The sequence below is a fragment of the Streptomyces sp. NPDC039423 genome, assembly GCF_055598725.1.
In genome coordinates this window covers 466502-480390 of record NZ_JBVKAH010000002.1, presented here as the reverse complement: position 1 = coordinate 480390, position 13889 = coordinate 466502, and the positions used below count along the sequence as shown (strand labels likewise).

At 73.1% G+C, this 13889-nt stretch carries 12 protein-coding genes; 8 read left to right on the top strand and 4 right to left on the bottom strand.

Annotated features, from left to right (window positions below; genetic code table 11):
* The first annotated feature begins 217 nt into the window (after positions 1–217).
* The 3 genes from xseA (at position 218) to ACZ7LK_RS08225 (ending at position 2415) form a co-directional block, all read left to right on the top strand.
* Complete coding sequence (gene xseA / locus ACZ7LK_RS08235) at positions 218–1447, top strand: exodeoxyribonuclease VII large subunit (protein ID WP_392272265.1); 1230 nt, start codon at positions 218–220, stop codon at positions 1445–1447.
* A 10-nt stretch (positions 1448–1457) separates the two neighbouring features.
* Positions 1458–1697, top strand: coding sequence for an exodeoxyribonuclease VII small subunit (locus ACZ7LK_RS08230; protein WP_392272266.1), 240 nt, complete (start codon positions 1458–1460; stop codon positions 1695–1697).
* Positions 1698–1824: 127 nt separating this feature from the next.
* Positions 1825–2415 (top strand): malonic semialdehyde reductase, encoded by a 591-nt coding sequence (locus ACZ7LK_RS08225; protein ID WP_392272267.1) that lies wholly within the window; start codon positions 1825–1827, stop codon positions 2413–2415.
* Positions 2416–2546: 131 nt separating this feature from the next.
* Here ACZ7LK_RS08225 and ACZ7LK_RS08220 read toward each other — a convergent pair whose 3' ends face one another.
* Positions 2547–3104: a DUF4245 domain-containing protein gene (locus tag ACZ7LK_RS08220; RefSeq protein ID WP_469462427.1), complete on the bottom strand. Its 558-nt coding sequence runs from the start codon at positions 3102–3104 to the stop codon at positions 2547–2549.
* Positions 3105–3233: 129 nt separating this feature from the next.
* On the opposite strand from ACZ7LK_RS08220, the gene glpX reads away from it, so the two are divergent.
* On the top strand, positions 3234–4265 hold the full coding sequence (gene glpX / locus ACZ7LK_RS08215) for a class II fructose-bisphosphatase (RefSeq protein ID WP_064068324.1): 1032 nt from the start codon (positions 3234–3236) through the stop codon (positions 4263–4265).
* A gap of 160 nt (positions 4266–4425) precedes the next feature.
* Here the strand turns inward: glpX and ACZ7LK_RS08210 are convergent, their stop codons facing one another.
* Positions 4426–4806: a WhiB family transcriptional regulator gene (locus ACZ7LK_RS08210; protein WP_469462425.1), complete on the bottom strand. Its 381-nt coding sequence runs from the start codon at positions 4804–4806 to the stop codon at positions 4426–4428.
* Between the two features lie 134 nt (positions 4807–4940).
* A complete protein-coding gene (locus tag ACZ7LK_RS08205) occupies positions 4941–5633 on the bottom strand; it encodes a DUF1707 SHOCT-like domain-containing protein (RefSeq protein WP_471139052.1) in 693 nt (230 codons plus the stop codon).
* A gap of 157 nt (positions 5634–5790) precedes the next feature.
* Here ACZ7LK_RS08205 and ACZ7LK_RS08200 point away from each other — a divergent pair, with 157 nt between their 5' ends.
* Positions 5791–7458 (top strand): fumarate hydratase, encoded by a 1668-nt coding sequence (locus ACZ7LK_RS08200; RefSeq protein WP_471139049.1) that lies wholly within the window; start codon positions 5791–5793, stop codon positions 7456–7458.
* 106 nt (positions 7459–7564) lie between these two features.
* Here ACZ7LK_RS08200 and ACZ7LK_RS08195 read toward each other — a convergent pair whose 3' ends face one another.
* A complete protein-coding gene (locus tag ACZ7LK_RS08195) occupies positions 7565–9118 on the bottom strand; it encodes a ricin-type beta-trefoil lectin domain protein (RefSeq protein WP_392272272.1) in 1554 nt (517 codons plus the stop codon).
* A gap of 105 nt (positions 9119–9223) precedes the next feature.
* On the opposite strand from ACZ7LK_RS08195, the gene ACZ7LK_RS08190 reads away from it, so the two are divergent.
* From ACZ7LK_RS08190 to ACZ7LK_RS08180, 3 genes are all read left to right on the top strand, one after another.
* Entirely contained in the window at positions 9224–10627 is a 1404-nt protein-coding gene (locus ACZ7LK_RS08190; RefSeq protein WP_392272273.1) for a class II fumarate hydratase, read from the top strand.
* A gap of 93 nt (positions 10628–10720) precedes the next feature.
* On the top strand, positions 10721–11410 hold the full coding sequence (gene fomD / locus ACZ7LK_RS08185) for a cytidylyl-2-hydroxypropylphosphonate hydrolase (protein WP_392272274.1): 690 nt from the start codon (positions 10721–10723) through the stop codon (positions 11408–11410).
* Positions 11411–11645: 235 nt separating this feature from the next.
* Positions 11646–13865 carry a SpoIIE family protein phosphatase gene (locus tag ACZ7LK_RS08180; protein WP_471139045.1) on the top strand — a complete coding sequence of 740 codons (2220 nt, stop codon included), beginning with the start codon at positions 11646–11648 and terminating at the stop codon, positions 13863–13865.
* The last annotated feature ends 24 nt before the right edge of the window (positions 13866–13889 follow it).

Sequence of the window (13889 nt, the reverse complement as noted above, 5' to 3'; positions counted from 1 at the left end):
CCCCATCGTAAGGGCGGGTACGGAGGGCGGGAGATCCGCCGGGCGGCGGGACGGGGCGGGACGGCGGTGGGGTTCACCCTGTGGGGCCACGCCCGGACGGGCCGGGGCGTGGCGGCGGGGCTCACCCGGCCGGAGCGGACGCGTGACGATCCGCGCGGGCCGAGGCGGGCGACGCGGCGCCGGGGGGCTGTCGTAGGCGGCGCGTACGCTCGGCCGCATGGCTCTGCATACGTCTGCCGAAGCTCCCCTGCCCGTCGGTGAGGTCTCGCGGCTCATCGGTGGATGGATCGACCGGCTGGGTGCCGTCTGGGTGGAGGGGCAGATCACCCAGTTGTCGCGGCGCCCCGGGGCGGGGGTCGTGTTCATGACGCTGCGCGACCCGTCGTACGACATCTCCGTGAGCGTCACCTGCTACCGGCAGGTGTTCGACGCGGTCGCGGACGTGGTGTCCGAGGGCGCCCGGGTCGTGGTGCACGCCAAGCCGGAGTGGTACGCCCCGCGCGGGCAGTTGTCGCTGCGGGCGGCCGAGATGAAGCCGGTCGGGATCGGGGAGCTGCTGGCCCGGCTGGAGATGCTGAAGCGGTCGCTGGGCGCCGAGGGGCTGTTCGCGCTCGACCGCAAGAAGCCACTGCCGTTCCTGCCGCAGCTCGTCGGCCTGGTGTGCGGCCGCGCCTCGGCCGCCGAGCGGGACGTGCTGGAGAACGCGCGGCGGCGCTGGCCCGCGGTCCGCTTCGAGGTGCGGAACGTGGCGGTGCAGGGCGTCCACGCCGTGCCGCAGGTCGTGCGGGCGGTCAAGGAGCTGGACGCGCTGCCGGACGTGGACGTGATCATCGTCGCGCGCGGGGGCGGCAGCGTGGAGGACCTGCTGCCGTTCTCGGACGAGCAGCTCGTCCGGGCGGTCGGCGAGTGCCGTACGCCGGTGGTGTCGGCGATCGGGCACGAACCGGACTCCCCGCTGCTGGACCTGGTGGCGGACCTGCGGGCGTCCACCCCCACCGACGCGGCCAAGAAGGTGGTCCCGGACGTGGGCGAGGAGCTGGACCGGGTGCAGGCACTGCGCGACCGGGCGCTGCGCACGGTCCGGGGGCTGATCGACCGCGAGGAGCGGGGCCTGGCGCATGCGCTGGCCCGGCCGGTGATGGAGCACCCGCGGCGGATGGTCGAGGAGCGCGGGGCGGAGGTCGACGCGCTGCTGGCGCGCGGCCGCCGGGTGTTCGGGCACCTGCTGGACCGGGCGGACTCCGAACTGGCGCACACGCACGCGCGCGTGGTGGGGCTTTCGCCGGCGGCGACGCTCCGGCGGGGATACGCCGTGCTCCAGCGGGCGGACGGCTCGGTGGTCAGGGCCCCGGAGGAGGTCGCGGCGGACGAGGAGCTGCGGGCCCGGGTGGCGGGGGGCGACTTCCCGGTGCGCGTGGCCGCCGAGGGTGTCGTACCCCGCCCTTAGGCTGGAGCGCATGGCAGCCAACACGACGGAAACGGCGATCGGGTACGAGCAGGCGCGCGACGAGTTGATCGAGGTCGTGCGCCGACTGGAGGCGGGCGGCACGACGCTGGAGGAGTCGCTCGCCCTGTGGGAGCGGGGCGAGGAGCTGGCCAAGGTGTGCCGCCGCTGGCTGGAGGGGGCGCGGGCCCGGCTCGACGCGGCGCTGGCCGGGGAAGAGGACGGGGAGCGGGCGGCCGAGCAGGAGGAGTGAGCCTCCGGAAGCGGCGTGTGAGAGACGTCATGCCCCTCCGTCGACTCGTTTAGTTGAAACTTAACCTATCTCGGGCGTACGGTGGTGCGCATCGCTTGATCCTTTGCTCCTCCGAAAGGCACGCCGCATGTCCCTCGTTCTCGACCCCGCCGCCCAGGACCTCCTCTTCCGCGAGGCCCGTACCGCGAACACCTTCACCGACGAGCCGGTCACCGAGGAGCAGGTCCAGGCGATCTACGACCTGGTCAAGTTCGGGCCCACGGCCTTCAACCAGTCGCCGCTGCGCATCGTCCTCGTCCGCTCCGCCGAGGCCCGCGAGCGCCTGGTCCCGCTCATGGCGGAGGGCAACCAGCCCAAGACCGCGTCGGCCCCCCTCGTCGCGATCCTCGCCGCGGACAACGAGTTCCACGAGGAGCTCCCGAACCTGTTCCCGCACTTCCCGCAGGCGAAGGACGTGTTCTTCTCGGAGCGCCCGGCCCGTGAGCAGGCCGCCGGTCTGAACGCCGCGCTCCAGGCCGCGTACTTCATCGTCGGCGTGCGCGCCGCCGGTCTCGCCGCCGGCCCGATGACGGGCTTCGACTTCGCGGGCGTGCAGAAGGAGTTCCTGGACGACGACCACACCCCGCTGATGATCGTCAACATCGGCAAGCCGGGCGAGGGCGCCTCGTTCCCGCGCAGCCCGCGACTGGCGTACGACGAGGTCATCACCACCGTCTGAGACCAGGCCCCCGGAGGCATCGCCTCCGGCCGCACCACCGCCGTGTCATCGCGCACCGCGGACGGCGGCCCACGGACCGACGGCCCCGCGCACCATCCCCCCTGGTGCCCGGGGCCGTCGCCGTACGCCCCCTACGCCTTCTCCGCCGGGGCCTTCTCCGCCGGGGCCTTCTCCGCCGGCCGGAGCGCCGTCGCCACCCGGGCGAGCTGCTCCGGGGCCGCCGTGCCGGTCACCACGGTCGTGACGCCCTTGTCGCGCAGCACCAGCGCGTCGTACTTCGGGCCCTCCCAGCGCTGCCAGACCCGGCCCGCCACCGTCTGCGTCCGGCCCGTGTCGCGCGCCTCGTGGGTCACCTCGGCGATGTACTTCTCCGCACCGGCCGTCGACTGCTCGACCGCCACGTACTGCCGGTCGGGCGTCAGGAAGCCGAGGTGCCAGGCGTCGCCGTCCTCGCGGTCGTACGCCACCGAGGTCGGCGTCCAGTCCCCGCCCAGCCCCTCGGGCGCCAGCACCGGGTACGGCGCCGCGCGCTGGGCCGTCACCAGCTCGATCCGGTAGTCGACCGGCTTGATCGGGTCCGCCTTGTCGTCGTGGGGGATGAAGAGGTACATCACGCCCCCGGCGGCGAGGATGACCGCCATCGACTGGAACATCCCGCGCACTGTCTGCTTGCCACGCATACCTGCCACGCCCCCTATGGTCGCATCAGGGTGGCCTGCTCATACGTGGGCCCCTCTGCTCAATATGTCGACCTACCGATAGAGTCGCAGCACCCTCTTCTCCCTTGCGGCCGTCGCCGTACAGAAAGGTGCGTTCCGATGACCGACAATCATCTGCCGTCCGAGCTCGAGGTCTCGCCCGAGGCTCCGGACCGCAACCTGGCCCTCGAGCTGGTCCGGGTGACCGAGGCCGCCGCCATGGCCGCCGGCCGCTGGGTGGGCCGGGGCGACAAGAACGGCGCCGACGGCGCGGCGGTACGGGCCATGCGGACCCTGGTCTCCACCGTGTCGATGAACGGTGTCGTCGTGATCGGTGAGGGCGAGAAGGACGAAGCCCCGATGCTGTTCAACGGCGAGCGCGTCGGCGACGGGACCGGCGCCGAGTGCGACATCGCCGTGGACCCGATCGACGGCACCACGCTCACCGCGAAGGGCATGCCGAACGCGATCGCCGTGCTGGCGGCCGCCGACCGCGGCACCATGTTCGACCCGTCCGCGGTCTTCTACATGGACAAGCTCGTCACCGGCCCGGAGGCCGCCGACTACGTCGACATCAACGCCCCGGTGTCCGTGAACATCCGCCGGGTCGCCAAGGCGAAGCACTCCTCCCCCGAGGACGTCACGGTCGTCATCCTGGACCGCCCGCGCCACGAGGGCATCGTCAAGGAGATCCGCGAGACCGGCGCGCGCATCAAGTTCATCTCGGACGGCGACGTGGCCGGTTCGATCATGGCGGTGCGCGAGGGAACGGGCGTGGACCTGCTGATGGGCATCGGCGGTACGCCCGAGGGCATCATCAGCGCCTGTGCGATCAAGTGCCTGGGCGGTGTGATCCAGGGCAAGCTGTGGCCCAAGGACGACGAGGAGCGGCAGCGCGCCCTCGACGCGGGTCACGACCTGGACCGTGTGCTGTCCACCAACGACCTGGTCAGCGGGGACAACGTGTTCTTCGTCGCGACCGGCATCACGGACGGCGAGCTGCTGCGCGGCGTGCGCTACCGCGCGGAGACGGCGACCACGTCGTCGCTGGTCATGCGCTCGAAGTCGGGCACGATCCGGCAGATCGACTCGACGCACCGGCTGTCCAAGCTGCGCGCGTACAGCCAGATCGACTTCGACCGCGCGAAGTAGTCCGCGCGGCGCGAAGCAGTCCGGGCGGTCCGCGCGGGCAACGGAAAACGGGGCGCTCCCCTGTGCGGGGGAAGCGCCCCTCTCCGTTCGCGCCACCGCCACGGGCGGGACGCCCGGCGGCGGGTGCCGGGCCTCCCGGTGCCGGGCCCGGACCGCGGCGTCAGCCGGCGGCGGCGATACGGGGGCCGGTCGAGGCGGCCTTCTTCAGCTCCACCTCGCGGCGCCGGCGGCGGGCCAGCACCACGCGCCGCTCGGCCGCCGTCAGGCCGCCCCAGACGCCGTACGGCTCGGGCTGGAGCAGCGCGTGCTCCCTGCACTCGACCATGACCGGGCAGCGGGCGCAGACCCGCTTCGCGGCCTCCTCACGCGCCAGCCGGGCGGCCGTCGGCTCCTTGGAAGGGGCGAAGAACAGGCCTGCTTCGTCCCGGCGGCACACCGCCTCCGAGTGCCACGGACCGGCCTGGTCCTCCCGCGCCGGAAGACGCTGGGAGGAGGAGGCGGCGGCGGCGACCTGGAGGGGCTGGGGCGGCAGTTGCAGCACGGTCTACTCCTGACGACGGCTTCGCGAGCGAGAGACGATGCAGCAAGCCCTACCCGCTGTGCGCGCGCCTATGCACTGCGTGGCGCTCCGTTCCGAGTGGCGGGATTCCCACCGCCGCGAACCGGCCGCGCGGCTCAACCCCCCATGTGCTTACGGAGTTTGTGGTGCAGGTCGGCGAGGAACGCACCGCGCCGGGGCCGCGCCTCCACGTTGCCCAGGACCGCGTACCCGTTGATCACGACGACCGGCGCCTCGGGGTCGCCGGCCTCCAGCCCGGCCACCTCGAAGTTGCCGAGGACTCCGGTGCCGCCGCCCCGCAGCGTGACGTTCTCGGGGACACGGACCTCGACGCTGCCGAAGACGGAGACGGCGTCGATCGTGGTCAGGCGCTGGGTGAAGACCGCCTCGCTGAGGTCGATCTCGACGCTGCCGAAGAGGGCGAACGCGGTGGTCCGCCGCCCGACGCGCCAGCGCCCCCGGCGCGTGGTGCTGGAGAGGACGGCGACCAGCCTGTCGGCCGGCACCGCCGGGCCGTCGCCGTCGTACGCGTACGCCTCCTGGGCCGGCGCCTCCGGCGCGGGGCGGGCGGCCGGCAGGTCCCGGACCAGGGGCTGGAGCTCCCCGACCGTCTTGGCGCGGTACACGGCGTCGACGCGCTCGGCGTGCTCCTCCGCGTCGAGCCGGCCCTCGGCCAGGGCCTCCCGCAGGATGTCCGCGATCCGGTCCCGGTCGGCGTCCGAGGCGCGGAGTGCGGGCTCGGCGGGCTCGGCCGGGGTGGCCGGTGCGGCGGGCGCGGCCGGCTTCTGGGGCTGCTTCTCGAGGTCCACGGATCCAGCCTAGCGAAACGCGATACATCGCGACTAGGGGTCCGCGCCCGGAACTGAGCCTTACCTCACAGGTCCGGGCGCCCCGGGGCGTTCTACGCTTGTGGGCGCGCTGCCAACGGAGGCCGCGTCGCCGTCTGCCGAGTGAGGAATGGCCGCAATGCCAGAGTTTCAGTACTCCGATCTGCTCCCGCTGGGAGAGGACACCACGCCCTACCGGCTGGTGACCGCCGAGGGTGTCTCCACCTTCGAGGCCGACGGCCGTACGTTCCTCAAGGTCGAGCCCGAGGCGCTGCGCAAGCTCGCCGAGGAGGCGATCCACGACATCCAGCACTACCTCCGCCCGGCGCACCTCGCGCAGCTCCGCAAGATCATCGACGACCCGGAGGCGTCGAGCAACGACAAGTTCGTCGCGCTCGACCTGCTCAAGAACGCCAACATCGCGGCCGCCGGCGTCCTGCCCATGTGCCAGGACACCGGTACGGCGATCGTCATGGGCAAGCGCGGGCAGAACGTCCTGACCGCGGGCGAGGACGAGAAGGCGCTGTCGCGCGGCGTCTACGACGCGTACAAGAACCTCAACCTGCGCTACTCGCAGATGGCTCCGCTCACCATGTGGGAGGAGAAGAACACCGGCTCCAACCTCCCCGCGCAGATCGAGCTGTACGCGACCGACGGCGGCGCGTACAAGTTCCTGTTCATGGCGAAGGGCGGCGGCTCGGCCAACAAGTCGTTCCTGTACCAGGAGACCAAGGCGGTCCTCAACGAGGCGTCCATGATGACGTTCCTGGAGGAGAAGATCCGCTCCCTCGGTACGGCCGCCTGCCCGCCGTACCACCTGGCGATCGTCGTCGGCGGCACCTCCGCCGAGTTCGCGCTGAAGACCGCGAAGTACGCCTCCGCGCACTACCTGGACGAGCTGCCGGAGGAGGGCTCGATCCTCGGCCACGGCTTCCGTGACAAGGAGCTGGAGGAGAAGGTCTTCGAGCTGACGCAGAAGATCGGCATCGGCGCGCAGTTCGGCGGCAAGTACTTCTGCCACGACGTCCGCGTGGTCCGCCTGCCCCGGCACGGCGCGTCCTGCCCGGTCGCCATCGCCGTCTCCTGCTCGGCCGACCGCCAGGCCGTCGCGAAGATCACCGCGGAGGGCGTCTTCCTGGAGCAGCTGGAGACCGACCCGGCGCGCTTCCTGCCGGACACCACCGACGAGCACCTGGACGAGTCCGGGGACGTCGTCGAGATCGACCTCAACCAGCCGATGGACGACATCCTCGCCGAGCTGACCAAGTACCCGGTCAAGACCCGGCTGTCGCTGACCGGTCCGCTGGTCGTGGCGCGCGACATCGCGCACGCCAAGATCAAGGAGCGGCTGGACGCGGGCGAGGAGATGCCGCAGTACCTGAAGGACCACCCGGTGTACTACGCCGGTCCCGCCAAGACCCCGGAGGGCTACGCCTCCGGTTCCTTCGGCCCGACGACGGCCGGCCGCATGGACTCCTACGTGGAGCAGTTCCAGGCGGCGGGCGGCTCCAAGGTCATGCTGGCCAAGGGCAACCGCTCCCAGAAGGTCACCGACGCGTGCGGCACGCACGGCGGCTTCTACCTGGGCTCGATCGGCGGCCCGGCGGCCCGCCTCGCCCAGGACTGCATCAAGAAGGTCGAGGTCGTCGAGTACGAGGAGCTCGGCATGGAGGCGGTCTGGAAGATCGAGGTCGAGGACTTCCCGGCGTTCATCGTGGTCGACGACAAGGGCAACGACTTCTTCCAGGACCCGGCGCCCGCCCCGACGTTCACGACCATCCCGGTGCGCGGTCCCGGCCTCGCGTAGCGCGGTCCCCGGGTCCGGTCGGGTCCGGGCACGCGTGCGCGTGCGTACGGGTACGGGTACGGGCCCGGCCACCAGCACGGTGGCCGGGCCCGTCCGCGTGTCCGGGCTAGACGAACCGCTGCTTCGCCGTCCCGTCGCACGCCTGGAGCCGCAGCGGGTCCCGGGGCGCGGCGAGGGTGAGGCACAGGGACGGCGCCGCCGCCGGGCGCAGGGTCGCGCCCTCGCGGACGAAGCGCTGATTGGCCGCGCCCGAGCAGTTCCACAGGACCAGCGCCCTGCCCGCCTGGTACACGGCGCCGGGGACGTCCAGGCACCGGTCGTGGGTCAGCGCCGTGTGGACGGACCCGCGCGCCGGGTCGTACCACCAGTCCTGGTTGCGGCCCCCGTGGCAGTCCCAGCCGCCGACCGCCGTGCCGTTGCGGGTGACCGCCCCGGTGACGTCGACGCAGGTGCCGGTGGCCTCGCCCCGCAGCGGGACGAACCCGTCGTCCCACGCCCCCGGCACCAGGACGGGCTTGCCGGTCGACGCGGGGTCGGCGCAGCCGGCCTCACGGACGCCCGCCGCGTAGAACTGGGTCAGGCAGGAGGCGAAGGCGGCGTGACCGGCCGCGTTGGGGTGGAAGGACTGCCGCACGGAGTTCTCGTCCGGCAGCCCGGGCTTGGACAGGTCGATGTAGAGGCCGCGGGCCCAGGTGTCCTCCATGCACACCTCGTGCCCGTGGAAGAGCCGTGAGTTGTCCAGGAAGAACGCCCCGGTGTTCGCGGCGGCGCGCCGCATGCCGCGCTCGAAGGCGGGTACGGCGGTGTCGCGGCCCCAGACGGTGTCGGAGTCGTACCCGAGGCCGCCGCAGGCGAGCTTGCCGGGGAAGCCGGGGTTGTCGCGGAAGTCGGGGCCGATGGGGCTGGGGTAGCCCATGACGACGAGCTTGTAGTCGCCGTCGGCGTACCCGGCGTCGCGCATCACGGTGCGCAGGTCCCGGATCGTCTGCTCGACCTTGGGGACGAGGGCGTCGACGCGGGCCTGCCACCCGGGGGCGTACTTGGGCTCGCACGGGCCCTGGAGGGTGAGGTAGCGGGTGACGCAGTCGGTCATCACGGGACCGAACTGGAGGTCGTCGTTGGCGCCGGCCACCAGGAGCACCATCTTGACGCGGGTGTTCCTGGCCTTGATGGCGAGATTGTCGCTCTGGACGAGTTCGTCGGCGTACTGCTTGCCGCCGCCGATGCGGATGTTGGGCGTGGCGGCGCCGGAGCAGGAGACGTTGTAGGTGACGTCGGCGGGGATTCCGGTGCGGTGGATGGCCGCGCCGGGCGAGCGGTGGCACCAGTTGTCGGGGCCGTTGGTCGGGGGCTCGTAGGTGCCGACGCCCTCGCCGGATATCTCGCTGTCGCCGAGCGAGACCAGTCCGGTCTTCCGGTCGGCGAGCGGCCGTTCGGCGGGACTGCCGTACAGCTTGGTGGCCTCGGCGGCGCGGATCGCCTCCAGCTCGGGCGACAGTGGTACGGATGCGGTGGTACGGGGAGCGGTCGCCGCGTCCGCCGCCGGCACCGCGTCCGCCGCGGTCGCCGCGGTCGTCCCGCCGAGAGCGGCGGCGAACGCGGCCGCGGCCGCGACCGTGCATCGGAGTCCGAACCCGGCTCTGGTACCGGTGCGCGTCATTGCGCCTCCTGGAAGTGGGGTTACCCACGGTTTTTACTGGCCGGTACGGAGCTTGGGAATACGCAGAACCAGACAAGTGCTCAACTTTCACAGGAGGTTGACGTGATGAGTGACGACCAGCAGGACCACCGGATCGAACACGACTCCATGGGTGAGATCCGCGTCCCCGCGCACGCCAAGTGGCGTGCCCAGACGCAGCGGGCGGTGGAGAACTTCCCCGTTTCCGGGCAGCGCCTGGAGCGCGCGCACATCGAGGCGCTGGCCCGCATCAAGGCCGCCGCCGCGAAGGTGAACGCGGAGCTGGGCGTCCTGGACGAGAAGGTCGCCGGGGCCATCGTCGCGGCCGCCGCCGAGGTGGCCGAGGGCCGCTGGGACGAGCACTTTCCCGTGGACGTCTTCCAGACCGGTTCGGGCACGTCGTCCAACATGAACACCAACGAGGTGCTGGCCACCCTCGCCGGTGAGCGCCTCGGCCGGCCGGACGCCGTCCACCCCAACGACCACGTCAACGCGTCCCAGTCGTCCAACGACGTCTTCCCCTCCTCCATCCACATCGCCGCCACCGCCGCCGTGACCAGGGACCTGATCCCGGCGCTGGAGCACCTGGCGGGCGCGCTGGAGCGGAAATCGGCCGAGTTCGCCGACGTCGTCAAGTCCGGGCGTACGCACCTGATGGACGCGACCCCGGTCACCCTCGGACAGGAGTTCGGCGGTTACGCCGCCCAGGTCCGGTACGGGGTCGAGCGGCTGCGCGCCTCGCTGCCCCGCCTGGCCGAGCTGCCGCTGGGCGGTACGGCGGTCGGCACCGGCATCAACACGCCGCCCGGTTTCTCCGCCGCCGTCATCGCCGAGGTCGCCGCCGCGACCGGGCTGCCGCTGACCGAGGCCCGCGACCACTTCGAGGCGCAGGGCGCGCGCGACGGGCTCGTGGAGACGTCGGGACAGCTCCGTACGATCGCGGTCTCGCTCACCAAGATCTGCAACGACCTGCGGTGGATGGCGTCCGGGCCCCGCACCGGTCTCGCGGAGATCAACCTGCCCGACCTCCAGCCCGGCTCGTCGATCATGCCCGGGAAGGTCAATCCGGTGATCCCGGAGGCGGTCCTGATGGTGGCCGCCCAGGTGACGGGCAACGACGCCACGGTCGCGGCGGCCGGCGCGGCCGGGAACTTCGAGCTGAACGTCATGCTGCCGGTCATCGCCAAGAACCTGCTGGAGTCGATCCGGCTGCTGGCCAACGCCGCGCGCCTGCTGGCGGACCGTACCGTCGACGGCGTCACCGCCAACGCCGAGCGGGCGCGCGAGTACGCCGAGTCGTCCCCGTCGGTGGTGACCCCGCTCAACAAGTACATCGGATACGAGGAGGCGGCGAAGGTCGCCAAGAAGGCCCTCGCCGAACGCCGGACGATCCGCGAGGTCGTCATCGCGTCGGGGTACGTGGAGCGCGGCGACCTGACGCTCCAGCAGCTCGACGAGGCGCTCGACGTCCTGCGGATGACCCGGCCCTGACCGCGCCCCGGCCGGCCGGGCCGCCGGCCGCCGGGCCCCCCGGCCGTGATCCGGATCGCGGCGGGGCCGGCGGCGCCCCTCTAGGATCTGCGCATGACAGCCGAGACGACGACAGGGAGAGGGGCGCGCTCCGGCGACGCGCGCTGGGCACCGGGTGCGCGGATCCTGTGGCGCTACCGCGACAACGGGGACGGGCACATCCACATCTGCCGGCCCGTGACCGTCGTCCAGGACACCGACGACCTGCTCGCCGTGTGGATGGCACCGGGCACCGAGTGCGTCAAGCCGGTGCTCGCCGACGGCAGCCCCGTCCACGAGGAGCCGCTCGCCACCCGGTACACCGCGCCGCGCACCACGGCGCGCACCCGCTGGGAGGGCGCCGGGGTGCTGAAGCTGGCCCGGCCGGACGAGCCGTGGTCGGTGTGGCTGTTCTGGGACCACGGATGGCACTTCCGGAGCTGGTACGTCAACCTGGAGGAACCACGCACCCGATGGGCGGACGGCGTGGACTCCGAGGACCACTACCTGGACATCTCGGTGTACCCCGATCGTAGTTGGCTGTGGCGCGACGAGGACGAGTTCGCCCAGGCGCAGCGGAGCGGCCTGATGGGCCCGGCGCAGGCCCGGCGGGTGCGGGCGGCCGGGCGGGCGGCGGTCGAGGTGATCCGCGCCTGGGGCACGCCGTTCGCGGACGGCTGGGAGGATTGGCGCCCGAACCCGGACTGGACGGTTCCGGAATTGCCCGCCGACTGGGATCGCACCCCGGCGCACACGGCTCCGTGAGACCCTTGATGCGCCCCTGGGGTGCAAACGTAGGATCGTCCTCCGCACATTCGCGGAGCAGTAACGACTGAGCAGAGAACAGGAACTGACCGTAAGTCATCCAGTGAGGGGGTGGAGCCGTGCCTGATCCGTGCCCGGATACGTCCCCCCTTGTCGACGCCGCCCTCAGAGCGGGTATAGCGCCTGACAGAGCGATCTCATCGCACTACCGGCCCGGACGGACGGAACCCCACGCGTGACGGAGCATCCCACCTCCCACGAAGGCCGACAGCCGCTGGCTGCCCGGCCGCAGGAACGCACCCGGCCGCGGCAGGAGACGCCTCCGTCCCCCGCCGCGCCGCCCGTGTCCGCGCCCCGCGCGGGTACCGCCCCGGTCCCGTCGTCCCCGATAGCCGCCGCACCCGCCGGGCCCGCACCGGCCGGCCACGGCGGACCGGGACGCGGACCGTCCGGGCACACCGGAGGGGCCCCGGGCCACGGCGCGCCCGGCACCGGCACGGCCCGGCACACGGCGGGCGCCCCCGGGCACGGCACCGGCACCCCCGGGCACACCGCGGGGGCCGCCGCCCAGGCCGCGGGTCCCGGTGCGGCGCCGGGCGCGGGATCCGGGGCGGGCCCGGGCGCCGGACCGGACGGACGCGTACCGGCGGCCGGCCAGGGCGGCGCGCCCGCCGGACCCGCGGGCCCGCCCGCCGGGCTGCCCGCCCAAGGCGGGACGGTGCCGGGCACCGGCCCGGAGCCGGTGGCGGCCACCCGGCGCGAGGGCGACCGGCTGCGCTTCGTGGGCGCGGCCACGCGCCGGATCGCCCGCGGCATCGACCTGGACGAGATCGTGCTGGGCCTGTGCCGGGCCACCGTGCCGACGTTCTCCGACGCCATCCTCGTCTACCTGCGCGACCCGCTCCCGGTCGGCGACGAGCGGCCGGTCGACCCGTTCGTCCTCCGGCTCCGCCGTACCGACCGGCTGCGTTTAACGGAGGACGACTCCGACTTCGGCCTCTCCGCGGCCGACCAGGACACCGACCTCGACCTCGGCCCGGCGGCCGAGCTGTGCGAGGTCCAGGCCGGCGGCGCGCTCGCCGAGGTGCTCCGTGGCGTACGCCCGGTCTTCGGCGACTCGGCGGCCGCCCGGGCCGCCCTGCCCGAACTGCTCGGCGACGGGCGCTGCGTACCGTCCGGGCACCGGGCGATCCTGGCGCCGCTGCGCGGCCGGCGGCGGGTGATCGGCGCCGCCGTCTTCCTGCGCCGCCCGGACCGGCCGCCGTTCGAGCAGAACGACCTGCTGGTCGCCGCCCAGCTGGCGACGCACACGGCGCTCGGCATCGACAAGGCGGTGCTGTACGGGCGCGAGGCGTACATCGCCGACGAGCTCCAGCGGACCATGCTGCCGGAGAACCTGCCGCAGCCGACCGGGGTGAAGCTGGCCTCCCGCTACCTCCCGGCGGCCGAGACCGCCCGGGTCGGCGGCGACTGGTACGACGCCATCCCGCTGCCCGGCAGCCGGGTCGCCCTGGTCGTGGGTGACGTCATGGGCCACTCCATGACGTCCGCCGCGATCATGGGCCAGCTACGCACCACCGCGCAGACCCTCGCCGGGCTCGACCTGCCGCCGCAGGAGGTGCTGCACCACCTCGACGAGCAGGCCCAGCGGCTCGGCGAGAACCGCATGGCGACCTGCCTGTACGCGGTGTACGACCCGGTCGCGCACCGCATCACCATCGCCAACGCGGGCCACCCGCCGCCGATACTGCTCCACCTCGGCGGCCGGGCGGAGGTGCTGCGCGTCCCGCCGGGCGCGCCCATCGGCGTGGGCGGCGTGGACTTCGAGGCGGTCGAGCTGGACGCCCCCGCCGGGGCGACCCTGCTCCTCTACACCGACGGGCTCGTGGAGTCACGGCTGCGCGACGTGTGGACGGGCATAGAGCAGCTCCGCGAACGGCTGGCCGCCACCGCCCAGTTGACCGGCCCGGACCACTCCCCGCCGCTGGAGGCGCTCTGCGACGACGTGCTCGACATGCTCGGGCCCGGCGACCGGGACGACGACATCGCGCTGCTCGCCGCCCGCTTCGACGGGATCGCGCCGAGCGACGTCGCCTACTGGTTCCTGGAGCCGGAGGAGCAGGCCCCCGGCCGGGCGCGGCGCCTGGCCCGGCGCGCGCTGGCCCGCTGGGACCTGGAGGAGCTGTCGGACAGCGTGGAGCTGCTGGTGAGCGAGGTGGTCACCAACGCGGTGCGGTACGCGGAGCGGCCGGTGACGCTGCGGCTGCTGCGGACGGACGTGCTGCGCTGCGAGGTCGGGGACGACTCCCCGCAGCTCCCGCGCCAGCGGCGGGCGCGGGACACCGACGAGGGCGGTCGCGGCCTGTTCCTGGTGAACCGGCTGGCCCGGCGGTGGGGTGCGACCCGGCTGTCGACCGGCAAGGTGGTCTGGTTCGAGCTGCCGACCAGGATCTGAGCGGCCCCCGTACGGTACGAAGGC